The following is a 19,514-nucleotide window of genomic DNA, read 5'->3' on the forward strand; positions in this document are numbered from 1 at the left end:
TGTCGGCGGCCGCGCTCAGCCGGTGCTCGGGGCGCGGTGCGGCGGCTGGGCGGGGGTGGGGCGGCGGAGCGCCGGCGGGACGGACCGCACGGCCGGCTCGTCGGTGCTGACCGTGAGGGCCTCGCCGTGGTGGCTGAGCCGGAGCGGCGGGCCGTCCAGCAGCACGTACGTCACCTTGTCCGCGCCGATGTCCACGCGCAGCCGGCTCCCGCGGAACTGGACGTGGAAGGCGAGCCTGCGCAGCCGCTCGGGCAGGCGGGGCGCGAACCGCAGCCGCTCGCCGGCGCGGCGCATCCCGCCGAAGCCCGCGACCAGGGCCATCCAGGTGCCGGCGAGCGAGGCGATGTGCAGCCCGTCCCGGGTGTTGTGCTCCAGGTCCTGAAGGTCCATCAGGGCGGCCTCGCACGTGTAGGCGTAGGCGAGGTCCAGATGGCCGGTGCGGGCGGCCATGACGGCCTGGCAGCAGGCCGACAGGGAGGAGTCGCGGACGGTCAGCGGCTCGTAGTAGGCGAAGTTCCGGGCGATCTGCTCCTCGTCGTACCGGTGCTCGAACCAGTCGCCGCACGTGTACATGGCCAGCACCAGGTCGGCCTGTTTGACGACCTGCTTGCGGTAGAGGTCGAAGTAGGGGAAGTGGAGCAGCAGCGGGTACTGGTCGGGGCGGGTGCCCGCGAAGTCCCAGCGCTGGTAGCGGGTGAAGCCGGCGTGCTGTTCGTGGACGCCCAGCTCGTCGTTGTAGGGGACGTGCATGGCGTCGGCGGCGTCCCGCCAGGCCGCGCTCTCCTCCTCGTCCACGCCGAGCCGCCGCGCCTCGCGCGGATGGCGTGCCACGGCGTCGGCCGCGGACAGCAGGTTCTGCCGGGCCATCAGATTGGTGTAGGTGTTGTCGTCGGCGACCGCGCTGTACTCGTCGGGGCCGGTGACGCCGTCGAGGTGGAAGACGCCGTGCGCGTCGTGGTGGCCCAGCGACCGCCACAGCCGGGCGGTCTCCACCAGCAGTTCCACGCCCGTCTCCCGCTCGAAGGCGGTGTCGCCGGTGGCCTCGACGTACCGGACGACGGCGTCGGCTATGCCGGCGTTCACGTGGAAGGCGGCGGTGCCGGCCGGCCAGTACGCGGAGCCCTCCGGTCCGGCGATGGTCCGCCAGGGGAACGCGGCCCCGGCGAGCCCCAGTTGGACCGCGCGTTCGCGGGCCTCGTCCAGCGTGTTGTACCGCCAGCGCAGCGCCTCGGCGACGGCCTGGGGCGCGGTGTGGGTGAGCACGGGCAGCACGAACATCTCGGTGTCCCAGAAGGCGTGCCCGTCGTAGCCGGAGCCGGTCAGTCCCTTCGCCGGGATGGCACGCTGCTCGGCGCGGGCGCCGGCCTGCAGCACATGGAACAGCGCGAACCGGACGGCCTGCTGGACCTCCTCGTCGCCCTCCACCTCGACGTCGGCGCGGGCCCAGAAGTCGTCCAGGCAGGCCCGCTGGTCATCGAGGAGGCCCTGCCAGCCGTCGTGGCCGGCGGCGGCGAGCGCGGCGTCGACCTGGTCGGCCATCGCGGGCAGCGACCGGGTGCCGGACCAGCCGTGCGCGACCAGTTTCTCCACGCGCAGCGTCTGACCGGGCTCCAGGACGGAGGTGACGGTCAGCCGGGCGACGTCGGTTCCGCTCTCGCTGCGGGTGGTGGTGCGTTCGGGGCCGGTGACGGTGTGGTCGGCGGCCACGGCGACCCGCAGGCCGCTGCGCTTGGTGCGGTGCACCAGCCGCAGCCGGTTGCCGGAGGCGAAGTGGTCCTCCTGCTCCAGCGGGGACCTCAGCGCCCGTGCCGCGCGCGGGTCGCCGTCGGGCTCGGGCAGGCTCTCGTTGGCGACCAGCTCCGACTGGATCACCACCCGGCTGCGGTCGCCGACGGCCTCCACCTCGTAGGCGACGGCGGCCACCGCCCGCTGGGTCAGCGACACCAGCCGGGTGGAGCGCACCCGGACCGTGGACCCGGCCGGCGAGGTCCACTCGCAGGTCCGCTCCAGCACCCCGCGGCGCAGGTCGAGGACGCGTTCGTGGGAGACGAGCCGGCCGTAGCGCAGGTCGAAGGGCTCGTCGTCCACGAGCAGGCGCAGGATCTTGCCGTTGGTGACGTCGATGACGGTCTGCCCGGACTCCGGGTAGCCGTAGCCGGCCTCGGCGTACGGCAGCGGGTGCACCTCGTGGACGCCGTTGAGGTAGCTGCCGGGCAGGCCGTGCGGTTCGCCCTCGTCGAGGTTGCCGCGCCAGCCGACGTGTCCGTTGGACAGGGCGAACACCGACTCGCTCTGGGCGAGGACGTCGAGGTGGAGGGCGGTCTCGCGGACGGCCCACGGCTCGACGGCGTACGAGCGGTCGGTGATCACTGCTTGCCTCCCAGTTCGGCGAGGTCCTGTACGACGGTGTCGGCGCCGTGCTGGTAGAGCGCGTCGGTCTGGCCGACCCGGTCGACGCCGACGACGTACCCGAAGCCGCCGGCGCGGCCCGCGTCCATGCCGGCCAGCGCGTCCTCGAAGACGGCCGCGCGGGAGGCCTCGACGCCCAGGTCGCGGGCGGCGGCGAGGAAGGTGTCGGGGTGCGGTTTGCCCGGCAGGTTCCGCTCGGTGGCCACCACGCCGTCGACGCGTACGTCGAAGAGGTGCTCGGCGTCGACGGCGCGCAGCACGTCCCGGCAGTTGGCGCTGGAGGACACGATCGCGGTGCGCAGGCCGGCGGCGCGGACCGCCTCCAGATACCGGAGGGTGCCCTCGTACGCCTCCACTCCCCCGGTGCGGATCTTCTCCAGCAGCAGCTCGTTCTTGCGGTTGCCGAGGCCGTGGACGGTCCGGGCGTCCGGCGGGTCGCCGGGGTCGCCCTCGGGCAGCCGGATGCCGCGCGAGGCCAGGAAGGAGCGGACGCCGTCCGCGCGGGGGCGGCCGTCGACGTACTCGTCGTAGTCGGCGGAGGCGTCGAACGGGCGTCCCTGCTCGCCGTCGTAGTCGCGCAGGAACGCGTCGAACGTCTCCTTCCAGGCCGCCGCGTGCACGACGGCCGTCCGGGTGACGACCCCGTCGAGGTCGAAGAGACAGGCCTGGATGGTGTCGGGCAGACCGAGCTGAGTCATACCCAGGACTGTTCCCCGTACGGGGAACTCCAGTGGGTGGCGCACGCCACATGCCGCGCGCGGGGGCGGACGGGTGGTGGCGCGGTGGCAGACTCTGCGGTGTGCCGCTGACCTTCGACGACCTCCTCCTGCGCGCCCGCGCCCTGCCCCGGGGCGGCCGGCGCGCCCTGCTCGGCATCGCGGGCGCCCCCGGCGCGGGCAAGACGACGCTCGCCGAACGCCTGACGGCCGCGCTGAACGGCGACGGGCCGCCCTGGGTGGCGCACGTGCCCATGGACGGCTTCCACCTCGCCGACGCCGAACTGGACCGGCTGGGCCGCCGCCACCGCAAGGGCGCGCCGGACACCTTCGACGCGGGCGGGTACGCGGCGCTGCTGCGGCGGCTGCGCGAGGAGACCGGCGAGGTGGTGTACGCGCCGGGGTTCGAGCGGGTCCTGGAGCAGCCGGTCGCCGGCGCGATCCCGGTGCCGCCCGATACCCGGCTGGTGGTGACCGAGGGCAACTACCTGCTGCTGGACGAGGGTTCGTGGGCGCGGGTGCGGCCGTGCCTGGACGAGGTGTGGTTCTGCGAGATCGACGAGCAGGAACGCATCCACCGACTGGTCGCCCGCCACGAGGAGTTCGGCAAGGAGCACGCGGCGGCCGTGTCGTGGGTACGGGGCCCGGACCAGCAGAACGCCGACTTGGTCGCGACGACGCGACAGCACGCGGATCTGGTGATACCGGCCGGCGTACTGCGCTGAGGCGCGGGGGCGCGGGGGTGCGGGCGCGCTGGGGTGCGGGGGCGTGGGGCTCGGCGGCGCGAGGTGCGCGGAGGCGCGGGACGCGGGGTGCCGGGGCGCTCGGGGTCGCGGGACGCGAGGTGCGCGCGGAGGCGCGGGGCTCGGCGGCACCGGATGCGGGAGCACGGCGACGCGAGGGTTCGGCGGCACCGGAGCGCGGGGGACGGGAAAGCGGCGGGAACGCCGGGGGCGAGGCGCACCGCGTGGGCGGTGGCGTCTGGTTCTGTGTGGTGGGGGTGCGCGTTCACCCGGTGCACACTCCGCGGTCGCCGGAGGCCACCCGGGCGGACACGGACCGGCCCTAGACATGCACCCGTTCACCCCACCTCCCCAGCGTTTCCCCCGGGATCGCGCAACTGCGCACAGCGGAACCGGCGTTCACGGGGGCCCTTTTCGAGAGGCACAGGCATGTCGTCAACCGCCGGGCACCGTCCCCCCGTTCCGAACCGGCGCGGGTTCCTCACCACCTCGCTGGCCGCGTCGGCGGGCGTGCTCACCGTGCCGGCCATCGCCATCTGGCTGCCGGCGGCCGACGCGAAGGCCGCGACCGGGCCGGCCGCGTTCGTCGACGACTACCGGACCAACACCCCGGCCAACCTGACGCCCGAGACCAACGCGGTGGTCCGCGTCCTCGGCGGCTTCGGCCGGCTGTGGAAGACCGGCTCGGCGTGGAACACCGGCGTCCCGCTGCGCCCCGACATCCTCCGCGCCGACCTGCGCTACTGCGCGCGCGTCACCGCCGAACGCACCGACGCCCAGGCCCGGGAGGCGTTCGTCTACGACCGCCAGCACCAGAGCTACGCCGTGATCGCCGGCCTCGGCCCGCTGGCCGGCCCGTACCGGCAGGGCGCCCAGGCGGTCACCTCGATCACGAGCGCGCCCGACGGCACCCCCGCGACCACGGTCGACGACGCGGTCCCCGCGGACGCCCCCGCGGGCTCGGCCCTCGGCGCGGGCGCGCACGACTCGGCGCTGGGCAGGGTCGCCGAGCTGGTCGACACCCTGCGCGGCCCCTACGCCTCCGGCAACCCGGCCAAGGCCGCCTACCAGTACCCCCGTCCGTGGCGGCTGACCGAGGACAGCGAGGTCGTGGACACCGGCCGGACGGACGCGTACGGCTTCCCGGTGTACGCGTCCGACGTGGTCGTGGCCCCGCAGCTGCTGCGCCAGCGCGGCACCTCCCCCGCCGGGGACGGCGGTTTCCCCAGCGGCCACACGAACGCCTTCCACCTCGCCGCGCTGGCGTACGCGTACGCCGTGCCGGAGCGGTTCCAGGAGCTGGTGGCCCGCGCGTTCGAGCTGAGCCACACCCGGATCGTGGCCGGCATGCACCACCCGGTGGACGTCATCGGCGGCCGGACCATGGCCACCGCGCTCGCCGCGGCCACGCTCGCCGACCCGGCCAACGCCGGGCTGAAGGCCGCCGCCCGCGCCCAGGCGCTGGCCTACCTCACCGCGCGGACCGGCACCACCGCCGACACGCTCTACGCCTACGCCCACCCGGCCGACGACCCCTACGCCGACCGGGAGGCCAACCGGCGCGCGGTGCGGCACCGGCTGACGTACGTGCTGCCCCGGCAGGGCCGCGACCTGCCGCTGACCGTGCCCAAGGGCGCGGAGGTGCTGCTGGAGACCCGGCTGCCGTACCTGACCGCGGGCCAGCGCCGGGAGGTGCTGCGCAGCACCGGTCTGCCCTCCGGGTACGCGCTGCTGGACGGGTTCGAGCAGTGGGGCCGGCTCGACCTGTTCGCCGCGGCGGACGGCTACGGCGCCTTCGACGCGGCCGTCACCGTCACCATGGACGCGGCGGCCGGCGGTTTCTCGGCGGCGGACAGCTGGCGCAACGACATCGGCGGGCGCGGCGGGCTGACCAAGCGGGGCACGGGCGCGCTGACGCTGACCGGCCGCAACCGGTACACCGGCGGGACCGTGCTGGCCGGGGGCACGCTGGCGGCCGGCTCCGAGGACGCGTTGGGCCACGGGGACGTGCGGGTGACCGGCGGCACGCTGCGGGTGGCCCGGCGGCTGCGGCTGCGGGGCGCCTACGCGCAGGAGGCGGGCACCCTGGAGGTCACCGTGCGGGCCGGCGGCAGGGCACCGCTGACGGCCGGGTGCCGGGCCGTGCTCGGCGGCCCGGCGGTGCTGGCGCTGCGGCTGGACACCGAGCGGCCGCCGGCGGCGGGCAGCGTCCTGCCGGTCCTCGCCGCGCCCCGGCTGGCCGGGCGGTTCGACCGGATCGAGGTGAACTCCGACGCGCTGCGGGCCGTACCCGTGTACACGGCAGAAGGTCTGTCGGTACGACTCGTGCGGCGGTGACGTCCGCGGCGGCGGGAGCGGTGTGACAGCGGGGGCCACGAGCCGGCCCCCGCGCCCCCGTCGCCGTACGGCCGGTGCCGCCGCGGGGCGGATGATGGCGCGCGCACGACACCCGGTCCTCGCACCCGAGGCCCCCACTCAGCCGGTACGGCGGGCACCGGCCGGCCGGTACGCCCGGCTGCGCCGGCACCGGCGGTGGCTGCCGCCGCTCCTGGTCTTCCTGCTGCTCGCGCAGATGGCGGCGGCGATGGTCACCACGGCGGTCCAGCAGACCCCGACGATCGACGAGCCGGTGTACGTCGTCACGGCCACCGATTACCTGCGTGAGCACCGGGTGCGCTACAACCCCGAGCATCCGCCGCTCGGGAAGCTGCTGATCGCGGCCGGGGTGGCGGTGGCGGACCCGCACTACGACCCGTCGGGCACCGGCGACCAGGGCGAGGCGGGCCGGCATCTGCTGTACGGCTCGGGCAACGATCCCGGGCGGCTGATGCTGTGGGCGCGGCTGCCGGTGATCGCGCTGACCCTGCTGTGCGGGCTGGTCGTGTTCGCGTTCGCCCGGGACGTGACGGGCACGGCGGGCGGCCTGACCGCGCTCGCCCTGTACGCGTTCTCGCCCGACGTGATCGCGCACGGGTCCCTGGCCACGCTGGACATGCCGGCCGCGGCCTTCGTCCTGACGGCGTCCTGGCTGGCCTGGCGGGCCCGCCGCCGCCCGGCCCGGTACCTGCCCCTCGCGGGCGCGGCGCTGGGCGCGGCCGTGGCGACGAAGATGAGCGCGCTGCCGGCGGTGCCGGTGCTGATGGCGCTGGCGGCGCTGTCCGCCCTGACGGCCCACCGGTCCGGCACGGTGTCCTGGCGGCCGCTGCGCCGGCTCGGGGTGCGGCGGCCGGTGGTGTCGGCGCTGGTGGGTGCCGGTGTCGTCGCGGTCGTGGCCGTCGCCGTGGTGTGGGCCGCGTATCTGGCCGTCGACCCGCGGCTGCGGTTCGTGCCCGCCGAGCCGGTGCCGGGGGTGCACGGGCTGCGCGCGCGGCTGGTGGAGCTGTTGCCGGTGCCGGACGCCTACCGGGCCGGGATGCGGGTGCAGTTCGGGCTGGAGGACCAGCCCTGGCAGGGCTATCTGTTCGGGCGCCTGTACACCGGTTCGCTCTGGTACTACCTGCCGGCCGCGCTGCTGGTGAAGACCCCGCTGGGGCTGATGGCGCTGGGCGCGGCCGGTGCGGTGGCCGTCGTGGCGGTACGGCGGCTGCGGCCCGCGGCGCCGTACCTGCTGGTGGCGCCGGTGGTGCTGCTGGCGGCGGCGATGACGGGGGCACGGGACTTCGGCACCCGGTACGCGCTGTTCGTGCCGGTGTTCCTCGCGGTCGCGGCGGCCGGTGTGCCCGCACTGCGGTGGCGGTGGGCGGGGCTCGCGGCCGGCACGCTGGTGCTGTGGGTGGCGGTGAGCTCGGTGCGGACGTTCCCGTACTACCTGCCGTACGCGAACGAGGCGTTCGGCGGCCCGGCGCACACCCACCGGCTGCTGCACGACTCGAACGTGGACTGGGGTCAGGACCTGGGCCGCCTCGCCGACCGGCTCCGGGAGCGGTACCCCGGTGAGCGGGTGTGGCTGGTGTACAAGGGCAGCGGGGTGCCGTCGTACTACGGCATCCGCGCCGCCGATCCGCGGACCGTGCCGCCCGGCCGGGTGCACGGGCTGCTGGTGGTGTCGGACTCCGCCGTCGCCAAGGCGCGCGGGCGGCTGGCCGAGCTGATCAAAGGCAGCCGGCCGGTCGGCGAAGTGGGGCATTCCATCAGCCTGTACCGCCGGTGAGGCCCCTGCTCCGAGACGCTGGTCACGGCGGTCCGTGAGCTATGTTGAGTGCTCGGGCAGACGAAGGAGGCCGACCAGTGCCCTCGCCGCAGCAGGCACGCGCACAGGCGTCAGCGATCACTTCGGGGAAGTCGGCGCCCGAGGCCGAGGCCGCCCCGACCTCCCGGCTCAGGGAACTCTTCGACGGCCCCCGTCTGTCGCCGGGGCAGCGGCGCATCGCCCAGTACCTGATCGAGCACATCACCGAGGCCGCGTTCCTGTCGATCACCGAGCTGGCCGACCGGGTCGGGGTCAGCCAGCCCTCCGTCACCCGGTTCGCGGCGGCCGTCGGCTTCAGCGGCTACCCCGCCCTGCGCGAGACGCTCCAGTCGATCGCGCTCAGCAGCCTGGCCGGCGGGCCCGGCGAGGAGAACCGGGCCAACGAGCTCCAGGCGGCCGTGGACGCCGAGATCGAGAACCTGGAGAACCTGCGGCGCGATCTCGCCGACCCCGACCGGGTCATCCAGGTCGGCCGCGAGCTGTCCCGCTCCACCCCGCTGACCGTGCTGGGCCTGCGCATCTCGGTGTCGCTCGCCGAGTACTTCGGCTACGCCGCCCGCCGTATCCACCCGGACGTGCGGCTGGTGACGCGCGGCGGCAGCGTGGCCTACGACGCGCTGCTCCAGGCGCGCGAGGCGGGCGGCAGCTGGGTGCTGGCGTTCGCGATGCCCCGGCACTCCCAGGAGACGCTCCAGGCCGTCCGGGTGGCCCGCGGGGCGGGTCTGAGGGTCGCCCTGGTGACCGATCTGGCGCTGGGGCCGCTGGCCGACGAGGCCGACGTCGTCTTCGCCACCGGGACCGGTTCCCGGCTGGTGTTCGACTCCTACGCGGCGCCCGGCGTGCTGGCGGCCGCGTTGCTGCAGGCCATGACCGACGCCGATCCGGAGCGCACCCAGGCCCGGTTGGAGAAGTACGAACAGCTCTCCGAGCAGCACCAGTTCTTCCTCCGGGACTGACCGGGCCTGCTGCCCGGGCCGACCGGCCGATCCTTCCGCCGTTTACGGGCAGGCCGTGAAGATCTTGCGGTCATCCACCCCCTGGACGGGGATGATTCACCGCATAACGCGCATGAATGTTTTCATACCTCTTGCAAAGCGGTCGGTATATATAAATACTGCTCGGCGCACCCCGCTTCACCGCCCCGAGAAAGCCGACGGACCGCCCATGCGCACGCACCACCGCTCGCAGCGCCGGCTCCCCGCGCCCGGGGCCCCCGCACGGACACCCCTCGCCGCCGTCCCCTACCCACGTCGGTGCCGGGGGTGCTCCGGGGCGCGCCGTCTGCGCGACGCGCCCGTGGCGGCCCCGGTCATCCCCTAGGCCGGGGCCGCCCCGAACATCCGTCGACACCCTCACGACGCCGCCCACCGGAAGCGATGATCATGCCCCTGACCAGCACGCGCACCACCCCCGACTGGCCCTGTCAGGTCAAGACCCCGGGCTCGTACGACTGGGAGCGCTCGGCCGCCAAGTGGCTGCGCGAGCTGATCCCCGCGCGCTACGCCAGCTATCCGGCGCTCATCCGGCACCCCGTCCTGCTCGCCCGGCACGCGCAGATCCAGGTGCAGCAGGAGATCCGGGTCGCGCGCACCGCCCTGCAGACCGCCCGGGCCGAGCTGCCGATGCTGGGACTACCCGAGTCGGTGATCGAACACACGATCAAGATGTACGCGGCGGAGGTACTCCAGCTGCAGCACATCGCGCGCAGCGTACGGGCGGTCAGCGAGGCACTGGCCGGTCGCGGGACCAGCCGCTGATCTCCGGCCCGACCTGCGCTTTTCCCCGCAGGCGCCGCTTCCCTGAGGGGCGTACGAATCCTGACCCGGCAGACGAGTGATCGAACGGCCCGAGGTGTGCAATGCTCGTCGCGTGACGAGCGAGCCTCTGCCCCCGGTGGACCGGGACCCCCACGCCGATGTAGCGGCGCTGGCCAAGGTCGTCGCCCGGCAGCGCGCGGAACTGGAACGGCTGCGCGACCTGGCCGCGACCTCGGCGGTCCTGGAGCGGGCCAAGGGCGTGCTCATGGCCCTCACCGGTTGTACGCCCGACACGGCCCACGAGGAACTGGCCCAGCGGGCCAAGGACGGCAACCGCACCCTCCTCGAACAGTGCTGGCTCACCCTGGGCGCCCTGCCGCCCATGGAACGGCCCACCGCCACCCCGGCCGCACCGCCCGCCGGCCCAGGCTCCTGGGGGACCGCGCCCGCCGACACCACGGACCTCGCGGACGTGCTCGGACACCTCGCCCGCGACCTCGTCCGGGTCACCTCACCGCACGAACTGGCCGGCTGCCTGCTGGAGCACCTGACGCAGGAGACGGACGCCGACGCGGTGATGCTGTACGAGCGGCTGCCCGAGGGCGGCCTCGGGCTGGTGGGGTACGCGGGCCTCGACCCCACCCTCGCCGCCCAGTGGCGTCAGCTGCCCCCGGTGACCGGCGTCGCCGCGATGGACGCCCTGCGGTCCGGGGAGCCGTGCTGGCTGGAGGACCTCCCCGCCGACCGCACCCGGTACCTGCTCATCGGGGACCCGCCGGAGCGGTGGCCCACCCGGGCCTGGCTGCCCGTGCCGGCCGGCGAGACCGCCCACGCCGCCCTCGGGGTGCTGCGCCGGCGGGACGAGCCGTTCGCACCGCGCGAGCGGGAACTGCTGCGGGCCGTGGCCCGGCTGTGCGCGGGCCGGCTGCGGGCCTTCGACGGCCCGCAGAGCGGCACGCCCGGGGACCTCTCCCCCACCGTGCAGGCCGTGTTCGACGCGCTGCCGGGCGCGACGATCCTGCTGACCCCGCTGCGCGCCCCCACCGGCGACGTGGAGGACTACCGCATCGACGCCGCCACCCCGGAGGCGGTCGACGTGTTCGGCCGGACCGGCCGGGACATGGTCGGCCGGCACATCCTGGAGAGCTACCCGGCGGTCGCGGGCGAACCGCTGTGGCAGGGCTATCTGCAGGCCCTGGAGACCGGGGTGCCCTTCGAGGGCGAGCCGTTCGCCTACCAGGACGTGGTCGGCGAGGTCCCGGTGACCGCCACCTACACCGTGCGGGCGGCCCCGCTGGGCGAGGGCCTGGTGGTCACCTGGCTGCGGCACGACCCGGTGGACCGGCAGGAGCAGCGCCTCTCCGACGTGCAACGGCTCGGCAACCTGGGCTGGGCGAACTGGAACCTGATCACCCAGGAGATCTCCTGGGCCGCGCAGACGTACGCCGTGCTCGGCCGGATCCCCGGGCAGAAGCCGGTCCGGCTGGAGCAGCTGCCCGACCTGGCGCTGCCGGAGGACACCGGGCCGCTGGCCCACGCCATCGCCGAACTCGTTTCCCGCGGGCGGTCGTTCAACGTGCCGTTCCGCATCGACACACCCTCGGGCGTGCGGCACCTGCGGATGGTCGCGGAGGCCGTCACGGCGCCCGACGGCACCCCGGTCGAGGTGCACGGCTTCGTCCAGGACCTCACCGCCCAGCGCAGCGCGGAACTGGCACTGGTGGAGAGCGAACGCACGATGCTCCTGCAGCGCGGCATCCTCCAGGCCGAACGGGCCCTCGCGGCCCGGCTGCAGCACGCCCTGCTGCCGCTGCCCAGCAAGCCGGTGCAGCTGGCCGGGCTGCGCGTCGAGGTCGCCTACCTGCCCGCGCAGTCCGGCATCCACGTCGGCGGCGACTGGTTCAGCGCCATCGAACTGCCCGCCGCCGACGCCCTGTTCGTGGTCGGTGACGTCGCGGGGCACGGCATCGACGCCGTGGCCACCATGGCCCAGCTCCGGTTCACCGCGAAGGGCATGGTCAGCACCGGCTCCTCGCTCACCGGGGCACTGGCGCGGCTGAACCAGCTGCTGCTGCACTCCCGGGACGGCCAGATCACCGCCACCATGGTGCTGGCCCGCTACGACCCCGAACGCCAGGTCCTGGCCTGGGCGCAGGCCGGGCACCCGCCGCCGCTGCTGGTGCGCGGGGGCGAGGTGTCCTTCCTGGACCGGCCGGGCGGCATGCTGCTGGGCGCCATGTCCGACCCGGCCTACGAGTCGCGGGAACTGCGGCTGGAGCCCGGGGACCGGCTGCTGCTCTACACCGACGGCCTGGTCGAACGCCCCGGCGAGGGCCTTGACGCGGGCTTCTCCCGGCTGGCCGAGGCGGTGCGCCTGCACGGCTGCGACGAGTCCGACTCCCTGGACGCGCTGCTCGCCTCGATGCTCGCGGAGGAGCGGCGGGACGACGTGTGTGTGCTGGACATCCGGATGCCTCTGGAGGAGTGGCCGGACGCGGACGGCTAGCGGTGCCGTCCGGGCTCGGGGCCTGCCTCAGTCCGCGGGGTGGCCCGCGTCGATGTCGAGGGCGTCGGAGAGCCGGAGCAGCGGTCCGCCCCGCCCCTCGCCCCACTGGACCGGGTCGAGCACGAAACCGACGTGGTCGCCGCCGTCGGTGCGGTGCAGGATGGTGCCGACGAACCAGGCCGCCGCGTCCGTGAGGACGGCGGCGCCGCCGTGTGCCTCCCGCCAGTCGAGCCGGGCGAACTTGTCGGTCTCGTCGCCCGTCTCGCCGCCGAAGAGTTCCGCCAGGTCCCGCTGGTCCCGGGTGAGCAGGTGGACGGCGAGGACCTGGGCGGCCCGGGCGACCCGGTACGTGCGGTTGACCTTGGACAGCCACACGGCGAACCGGAGCGGCTCGATGGAGCACTGCGAGGCGAAGCCGACCAGACAGCCGGCCCGCTCACCGCCCGCCGCCACGGTGACCACGCACATGTCCGGGTCCAGCCGGTCGAAGAAGCCACTCGGCTCCGCCGCCTCGTCCCGCGTGCCGCTCTCGTTGGCCATGCCGTCCGCTCCCTTGCCGCCACTTCGGTCCCGTTCGCTCATGCATCGTCTCCGAAGCCGGTTCGAGACTCCAGCGCGCGCCGCGTGTCGTCCCCGTAGACCCCCGTCTCGTCACCGCTGACGCCGTACCAGAGCTGGAAGCGGGCCACGGCCTCGGTGAGCGTGGCGTCGTAACTGCCGCTGGTGGAGCCGTCGCGGTAGACGTCCGGGATGCGCAGCAGGCGTCGCTGGAGGTCGGTGACCGCGGGGCCGGTGTCGCCCTGGCGGAGGGTGCCGGGGCCGTCCGGGTCGGTCGCGGCGGTGGGGGTCGGCGCGGCCGGGGTGGTGGCGGCCGGGGCCGCGGTGGCCGGTGGGGCCGGAGCGGCGGCGGTGTGCGGACGGCCGGGAAGCAGCAGGGCGCAGCCGAAGCCGACGAGTGCCGCGGCCGCCACGGCCACGCCGACGGCTGCCCGGCGCAGTCCGGAACCGGAGGTGCGCGCGGCAGAGCCAGGGGTGCGCGTGGCGGGGCCAGGAGGGCGCTTGGCGGAGCCCGCGGTGTGCGTGGCAGGGCCCGCGGTGTGCGTGGCGGGGTCAGGGGTGTGCTTGGCGGAGTGGCGGGCCGTGGGGACGGGTGGGAGTTCCTCGGTGTCGTCCTCGGCTGGGCGGGCCCCGAGGGGCTCGTACGTCACCGGTTCGGGCCGGAACTCCCGCATCAGCTCCGCGAGCGCATCGAAACGGCGGGGCCGCAGCACCCGGACGGGCTCCAGCACCCGTGCCGGCGGCGGCTGTTCGGGGTCGGGCGGTGTCGGCACCTGGCTCTCCTTCCGTCCCGCGGATACGGGGCGTTCGCGCCCCGCACGGGGATACGGCGCCCACGGCGGCCGCGTTCAGCCGCCCGGACCCGTCAGGCGGGGTGGAGCGCGCCCAGCACGTACCGGCTCAGGGATGCCGTGAACGCGGTGGCGAAGGCGTCCCTGGCCTCCTCCGGCAGCGCGTCCAGGGACAGGTAGGGGTTGAGGTCCTCCAGCTCGACCAGGAGCAGGTCCCCGTCCAGGGTGCGGCAGGCGTCGACGCGCTGGATGCCGTGGCCGAGGTCGTTCCAGTCGACGAACCGGCGGGCGAACTCCAGGTCGGCGGCGGTGGCCGCGTAGGGCGCCAGCTCCCAGCGGCGCCTCGGATCGGGGGCGTACAGGGCGTACTGGAAGTCGTCGTCGACGAAGTAGAACGACACCTCGTGGACGAAGTCGACGCGGGGCTGTATCAGGACGTCACCGACGGCGAGTTCGGCGAGCCGGCCGGCCGGGACGATCCGCAGGCCGAGGGAGTCCGCGCCCAGCTTCGGCTTGACCACGTAACTCTTGGCGGACGGCAGCCGGTCCAGGTCCTCGACCCGGTCGACGGTCGGGATCACCGGGTAGCCGGCGGCCGTCAGGTCGAGCAGGTACTGCTTGCCGGCCATGTCCGCCTTGCCGGTGAGCGGGTTGTACACCCGGGTGCCGGCGGCGAGCGCGCGGGCGCGGAAGGCGTCGTACTCCCGCTGGTAGCCGAGGACGGGCCCGCTGTTGCGCACGACGACGGCGTCGAAGCCGTCCATCAGGGCCACCGCGTCCCGGGGGTGGCACAGGGCCAGGTCGAAGTGGTCGCGCAGCCGCGAGGCGAGGTGGATGTCCTCGTCGCAGTACCGGCGCCCGCGGGCCTGGTACGCCAGGTCCGTGACGTAGAGCAGGCGGGGACGGGCGGCCGTCATGGTGGCTCCTCGGGGCGGCGCTGGGCGGGGAAAGCTGGGAGGCGGGGAGGTGGAGAGGCGGGGAGGCGGGGAACGGCGGTGAGGCGGGGAACGGCGGAGAAAGGTTACGCCGTACCGTACGGCGGCTTTCGGCCACCCCCGTCGGGGCGGGTGCGGGGTTCGCGGCGCGTGACCTCAGCAGCACTCAGTTCCCCCAAAGGGATGCTCTTGCTGCACTGAGTGTCATGCCACCGGGTGCGGGTGCTACGTTCCCGCCCATGAGCTCCAGCAGCGCGGCGCCGGCCGCGAAGCCGCCGATCCGGGACGCCCTGGTGGGGGCGGCCTTCCGGCTGTTCCTGGAACGCGGGTACGAGCAGACCACCGTGGACGACATCGTGACCCTGGCCGGGGTCGGCCGGCGTTCGTTCTTCCGCTACTTCCCCTCCAAGGAGGACGTGGTCTTCCCCGACCACGAGCGCTGCCTGGCCGACATGACCGCGTTCCTGGCGGCGGGCGGCCCGGAGCACGATCCGGTGCGGCGGGTGTGCGACGCGGCCCGGCTGGTGCTCAGGATGTACGCCGAGAACCCGACCTTCTCCGTGCAGCGCTACCGCCTCACCCGGCAGGTCCCGGGCCTGCGTGCCTACGAGTTGTCGGTGGTGTGGCGCTACGAGCGGGCGCTCGCCGAGTACCTGCGCGCGCGGTTCGCGGGGCGGCCCGACGGGACCCTGAACGCCGACGTCATCGCGGCCGCGGTCGTCGCCGCGCACAACAACGCGCTGCGCTCCTGGCTGCGGTCGGACGGTGAGGACGACCCGGGCGCGGCGGTGGACCACGCGCTGGGGCACGTACAGCGGACGTTCGGCCGGACGGCGGCCGCTCCGGTGACCGCTCCCGTGACCCTCTGGCCCGGACCTGCCGGCGCCGAGGCCGCACCGGCGCCGGGCGACGACGTGGTGGTGCTGGTCGCGCGCCGGGACGCCCCGCTGTGGCGGGTGGTGCAGGAACTGGAGACGGCACTCGGCCGCGGCTGACCGACCGGTCGCACCTGGCGCAAATTTGGGGTACGGAGTGCCTTTACGAGTGACACTCAGTGCCATAACCTGACGGCGTGCACGGTGGCACGGCAACCGCGCACACCTGTGCCCGGTCCTCGCCGGGCGCGCGCTATTCCGGCCGAGCGCAGGGAGTTGACCAGCGTGTACCACCACTCAGCAAGCACCTCGCTTCCGGCGGCCGGTTCCGCTGCGGGTGTTCTCGACCCCGCGGCGGACTCCAGGGACGCCATCCACTTCCAGCGCTGCACCTGGTGCGGCACCGCGACGTACCACCGGCTGCTCTGTCCGGTCTGCCAGGGCAGCGAGCTGCGCACGGAGCGCAGCGAGGGCGTCGGCACGGTCCGCCACTCCACCGTGGTGCACCGCAACACGCCCGCCGCGCGCAATGTGTCGCTGATCGAGATGGCCGAGGGGTTCGTCGTACGAGGCCGGGTCATGGGGCCGCCCATCGGGATCCACAGCGGCGACCGGGTCCGGCTGTCCACCGCCCAGGACCCGGTACGCGGCGAGCCGGTCTTCCAACTGCTGGACGAGTACCGCGCCTGGACCTGACCGCCGTACGCCGCCGGATGTGATCGATCACCTCTCCCGCACAGGCAACCCACAGCCTGCCCCCTTCATCCTCACCGGACGAGGGACGCCCGGAGGACCGGGACGTCCGTGGTCGTGGTTCGAGGAGGAAATGTGGTCCGTGCCCGGCGCATATGGGTGACCGCCACCGCGTTACTCGCGGTGGCGGGGGCATCCCCGGGAGTGGCGGTCGCCCACTCCCAACCGACCGCGACACCAAGGGCGTCGACAACAGACGCGCCGTTGCCGCCGGGGTGGCGGCTGGCCGGCGGTGACGCGGCGCCGCAGTTGGTGTGGCGGTCGCGGAAGCCGGTGCCGATGGGGGACGCGCGCGTCGAGTTCCGCGCCGGGGACAGGCTGTTGGGGGTGCCGCGGCCCACGGCCGACGGGCACACCTTCCGGCTCCCGCTGGACGGACGCCGGCCGAGCGCGCTGAAGCGGCTGCAAGTCTGGTCCGGCGGAAGGCGCTTGGACGCGCGGGAGACGACCGGTGCCGAAGCGGCGCCCCGGGTGCCGGCCGCGCTGCCGGCGAACGGCGTGGATCCGGGCAAGCCCGGCGCGTACCGCACCAGGACGGGCGAGTACGCGCTGAAGTCGGTGCGGCTGCCGGGCTTTGCGAAGCCGGTGGAGATGCGCGCGGTCGTCGTCGCCCCGGTCGGCGCCACCGGCAGGCGGCCGTTGGCCCTGTTCCTGCACGGCCGGCACTACACGTGCTACAAGGGCCGCGACTCCTCCAGTGGTACCTGGCCCTGCCCGGCCGGCACCAAGCCGGTGCCCAGCCACCGCGGTTACCTGCGCGACCAGAGGCTGCTCGCCTCCCAGGGCTATGTGACCGTGTCGATCTCGGCCAACGGGATCAACGGACAGGACTTCGCGGCGGAGGACGGCGGCGCACAGGCCCGTTCGTCGCTGGTGCGGCTGCACCTGGCCCGCTGGGCGGGCTGGTCCGAACACCCCGCCACCGCGCCGGACGCGGTCCGCGAGGCGCCCCGCGCCGACCTGTCCCGGGTGCTGCTGGTCGGGCACTCGCGGGGCGGCGAGGGCGTCAACCGGGCAGCCCTGGACAGCCTTTCCGCTCCGCCCGCGGCACAGGACGGCTACCACGGGCCGGTGCGCTGGACCATCCGGGGCACCGTGCTGATCGGCCCGACCGTCTTCGGCCAGAACCCGGTGCCCGACGTGCCGTCGGTGACCATCCTGCCGGGCTGCGACGGTGACGTCTCCGACCTCCAGGGCGAGGTGTACGTCGACGGCACGCGCGGGGTCGGCAACGGTACGGCGCTGCACAGCGCGGTGTACGTGGTCGGCGCGAACCACAACTTCTTCAACTCGGAGTGGACGCCCGGCCAGGCCGCGGCGCCGGCCGAGGACGACTTCTCCGACGAACCGGGGCACCCGGACAGGGTGTGCGGCAGGCACGCGGCGACCCGGCTGACCGCCGACCAGCAGCACCGGGCCGGTTCGACGTACATCGCCGCCGCGGCGCGGCTGTTCCTCTCCGGCGACGACCGGGTACGGCCGCTGCTGGACGGCTCCGGCAGGCGGGCGCCGTCCGCGGACCCGGCGCGGGTCCTCAGCCACGCGGTGGGGGCCCGGCGCGGCGGCGGGTTCCTGCCGGACGGCGGGGTGTCGGTGACCGGCGGCAAGCTGTGCGCCGCGGTGGACCCGAGCCCGGCCACGGCCTGTCTGGGGCAGGGCGCCAAGGGGTCCTCGCCGCACTTCGCGCAGTGGGAGGTCGACCGGGAGGCGGGCCGGCACGCGATCGCGCTGCACTGGACGCGCTCCGGCGCCCCCGCCCGGGTGACCGTGGGCAAGCCGGTGTCGCTGGCCGGTGCCAGGGCGCTGGCGCTGCGGCTGTTCGTGCCGCCGAACTCCACGGGCACGCGGCTCGACGTGTCCCTGACCGACAGCGCCGGCAGGAAGGCGAAGCTCGGCCGGGTCGCCCTGGACGGGCTCCCCGGCAGTGAGCGGACCGCCGCCTACTGGGCGCGGGAGATCCGGCTGCCGTTGCCGGCCGGGCATACCGGGCTCGACCTGGGCTCGGTCAAGTCGCTTGAGCTGACCTCCCGTTCGACGTCCGGGCGGGCCTGGCTCATGGACGCGTGGGGCTGGCGGCCGGGGACACCGGCGGTGCGGACCCAGGCGCTGCCGCGGGTCGACCTCGGCCGGACGACCGTGGCCGAGGGCGACTCGGGTGTGCGCACCTACCGGGTCCCGGCGCGGGTGTCGGGCCGGGGCGGCAGCGGTCAGGTCCGGGTCTATGTCGTCGACCCGGTCACCGGCGAGGCCACCGGCCGGCTGGTGACGGTCCGTCCGGGCGGCCAGGACATCGACGTACCGGTCGAGGTCAGGGGAAACACCCGGTACGGCGCCGACGTGTCGCACGACGTGCTGGTCAAGGCGGTCCGCGGTGCGGTCGTCGGGTCCTACCGGGGCGGGATCACCGTCCACGACGACGATCCGGCGCCGACGATGACCGTCACGCCCGTCGCCGGCGAGGTGACCGAGGGGCAGTCGCTGAAGTGGCGGGTGTCGCTGTCCGAGGCCGTCGACGTGGACATGGGCGCGCTGTTCGCGGTCGTGCCGGCCGCCGCGCCGGAGGTGTCCACCAAGGACGTCCCGGCGGGCTGGCTGCGGGAGATGAGCGGGGAGAAGCCCGACCCCGAGCGTCCGCTGTCCAAGGTGAACGGGCTCTACCTGTACGCGGACATCCCCGCGGGGCGTACCAGCGCGGACATCACCCTGCCGACGGTGCGGGACGGGGTGCGCGAGACCACGGAGTCGCTGCGGTTCCGGCAGGTCGACCCGCGCACCGGTGAGCCGCAGACCGGTGGGCTGGAGCTGACGGGTTCGGTGCGCGACGCGTCGTAGCCGCGACTGCCGGGTGGCCCCTGGCCCTCACTGCCCGAGGGTCACCCGGATCCCGACCGTGCCGTCCAGGCCCCGCCGGAGCCGGCTGCCGAACAGGGTGAGGCGGCCGACCACGCCGTACTTGCGGGCGATCAGCTTGCGGTAGCGGGCGGTGGTGGCCGCGTCGGTGATCTCGGCGGTGGCCGGCGTCAGGTCACCGGTGGGGTTGCCGCGCACGTCACAGGGGCCGACGAGGACATCGGGGCGGCGCCGGATGCGCTTGACCTTCCAGCTGTCGGCGACCGTCCACACCCCGAGGGTGTCGCCGTCCCGGACCACCCACACCGGGGTGGCGACGGGCGTGCCGTTCTTGCGGTAACTGGTCACCAGCAGGTACTTGCCGGAACCGAGCCGGTCGAGCCGCGAGTCGTCCATACCCGCAGTCTAGGAGGCGGCGCGCCGCGGCAGGAG

At 74.6% G+C, this 19,514-nt stretch carries 15 protein-coding genes; 9 read left to right on the forward strand and 6 right to left on the reverse strand.

The features are described from left to right. Positions 1-15: 15 nt before the first annotated feature. On the reverse strand, positions 16-2,370 hold the full coding sequence (locus tag ACZ3ZD_RS12975; protein ID WP_467396058.1) for a glycoside hydrolase family 65 protein: 2,355 nt from the start codon (positions 2,368-2,370) through the stop codon (positions 16-18). Further along, a complete protein-coding gene (locus tag ACZ3ZD_RS12980; RefSeq protein WP_467396060.1) occupies positions 2,367-3,107 on the reverse strand; it encodes an HAD family hydrolase in 741 nt (246 codons plus the stop codon). Before ACZ3ZD_RS12980 ends, ACZ3ZD_RS12975 begins: the two co-directional genes overlap by 4 nt. A 101-nt stretch (positions 3,108-3,208) precedes the next feature. Here ACZ3ZD_RS12980 and ACZ3ZD_RS12985 point away from each other — a divergent pair, with 101 nt between their 5' ends. The 6 genes from ACZ3ZD_RS12985 to ACZ3ZD_RS13010 all read left to right on the forward strand — a co-directional run bounded on the left by ACZ3ZD_RS12985 (position 3,209) and on the right by ACZ3ZD_RS13010 (position 12,320). After that, positions 3,209-3,850, forward strand: coding sequence for a nucleoside/nucleotide kinase family protein (locus tag ACZ3ZD_RS12985; protein WP_467396062.1), 642 nt, complete (start codon positions 3,209-3,211; stop codon positions 3,848-3,850). A 447-nt stretch (positions 3,851-4,297) separates the two neighbouring features. After that, positions 4,298-6,205, forward strand: coding sequence for a phosphatase PAP2 family protein (locus ACZ3ZD_RS12990; protein ID WP_467396064.1), 1,908 nt, complete (start codon positions 4,298-4,300; stop codon positions 6,203-6,205). A 91-nt stretch (positions 6,206-6,296) separates the two neighbouring features. Further along, entirely contained in the window at positions 6,297-8,018 is a 1,722-nt protein-coding gene (locus tag ACZ3ZD_RS12995; RefSeq protein WP_467396501.1) for a phospholipid carrier-dependent glycosyltransferase, read from the forward strand. A gap of 77 nt (positions 8,019-8,095) precedes the next feature. Beyond that, on the forward strand, positions 8,096-9,013 hold the full coding sequence (locus ACZ3ZD_RS13000; RefSeq protein ID WP_467396066.1) for a MurR/RpiR family transcriptional regulator: 918 nt from the start codon (positions 8,096-8,098) through the stop codon (positions 9,011-9,013). 420 nt (positions 9,014-9,433) lie between these two features. Next, the gene (locus tag ACZ3ZD_RS13005; RefSeq protein WP_467396067.1) at positions 9,434-9,814 is read left to right on the forward strand and encodes a hypothetical protein; all 381 of its coding nucleotides are present in this window, start codon (positions 9,434-9,436) and stop codon (positions 9,812-9,814) included. 112 nt (positions 9,815-9,926) lie between these two features. Next, positions 9,927-12,320 carry a SpoIIE family protein phosphatase gene (locus tag ACZ3ZD_RS13010; RefSeq protein ID WP_467396069.1) on the forward strand — a complete coding sequence of 798 codons (2,394 nt, stop codon included), beginning with the start codon at positions 9,927-9,929 and terminating at the stop codon, positions 12,318-12,320. A 27-nt stretch (positions 12,321-12,347) separates the two neighbouring features. Here ACZ3ZD_RS13010 and ACZ3ZD_RS13015 read toward each other — a convergent pair whose 3' ends face one another. From ACZ3ZD_RS13015 to ACZ3ZD_RS13025, 3 genes are all read right to left on the reverse strand, one after another. After that, positions 12,348-12,860, reverse strand: coding sequence for a flavin reductase family protein (locus ACZ3ZD_RS13015; protein WP_467396503.1), 513 nt, complete (start codon positions 12,858-12,860; stop codon positions 12,348-12,350). A gap of 38 nt (positions 12,861-12,898) precedes the next feature. Then, positions 12,899-13,651 carry a peptidoglycan-binding domain-containing protein gene (locus tag ACZ3ZD_RS13020; protein ID WP_467396071.1) on the reverse strand — a complete coding sequence of 251 codons (753 nt, stop codon included), beginning with the start codon at positions 13,649-13,651 and terminating at the stop codon, positions 12,899-12,901. A 92-nt stretch (positions 13,652-13,743) separates the two neighbouring features. Further along, the gene (locus ACZ3ZD_RS13025) at positions 13,744-14,586 is read right to left on the reverse strand and encodes a hypothetical protein (protein ID WP_467396072.1); all 843 of its coding nucleotides are present in this window, start codon (positions 14,584-14,586) and stop codon (positions 13,744-13,746) included. A gap of 257 nt (positions 14,587-14,843) precedes the next feature. Here ACZ3ZD_RS13025 and ACZ3ZD_RS13030 point away from each other — a divergent pair, with 257 nt between their 5' ends. The 3 genes from ACZ3ZD_RS13030 (at position 14,844) to ACZ3ZD_RS13040 (ending at position 19,064) form a co-directional block, all read left to right on the forward strand. Further along, on the forward strand, positions 14,844-15,599 hold the full coding sequence (locus ACZ3ZD_RS13030; RefSeq protein WP_467396074.1) for a TetR family transcriptional regulator: 756 nt from the start codon (positions 14,844-14,846) through the stop codon (positions 15,597-15,599). Between the two features lie 165 nt (positions 15,600-15,764). Further along, the gene (locus ACZ3ZD_RS13035; RefSeq protein ID WP_467396076.1) at positions 15,765-16,175 is read left to right on the forward strand and encodes a Zn-ribbon domain-containing OB-fold protein; all 411 of its coding nucleotides are present in this window, start codon (positions 15,765-15,767) and stop codon (positions 16,173-16,175) included. A gap of 336 nt (positions 16,176-16,511) precedes the next feature. Continuing rightward, positions 16,512-19,064 carry an alpha/beta hydrolase family protein gene (locus tag ACZ3ZD_RS13040; RefSeq protein WP_467396078.1) on the forward strand — a complete coding sequence of 851 codons (2,553 nt, stop codon included), beginning with the start codon at positions 16,512-16,514 and terminating at the stop codon, positions 19,062-19,064. A gap of 27 nt (positions 19,065-19,091) precedes the next feature. Here the strand turns inward: ACZ3ZD_RS13040 and ACZ3ZD_RS13045 are convergent, their stop codons facing one another. Further along, positions 19,092-19,478, reverse strand: coding sequence for a PPOX class F420-dependent oxidoreductase (locus ACZ3ZD_RS13045; RefSeq protein ID WP_467396080.1), 387 nt, complete (start codon positions 19,476-19,478; stop codon positions 19,092-19,094). Positions 19,479-19,514: the final 36 nt, after the last annotated feature.

Source organism: Streptomyces sp. NPDC023481 (assembly GCF_055560195.1).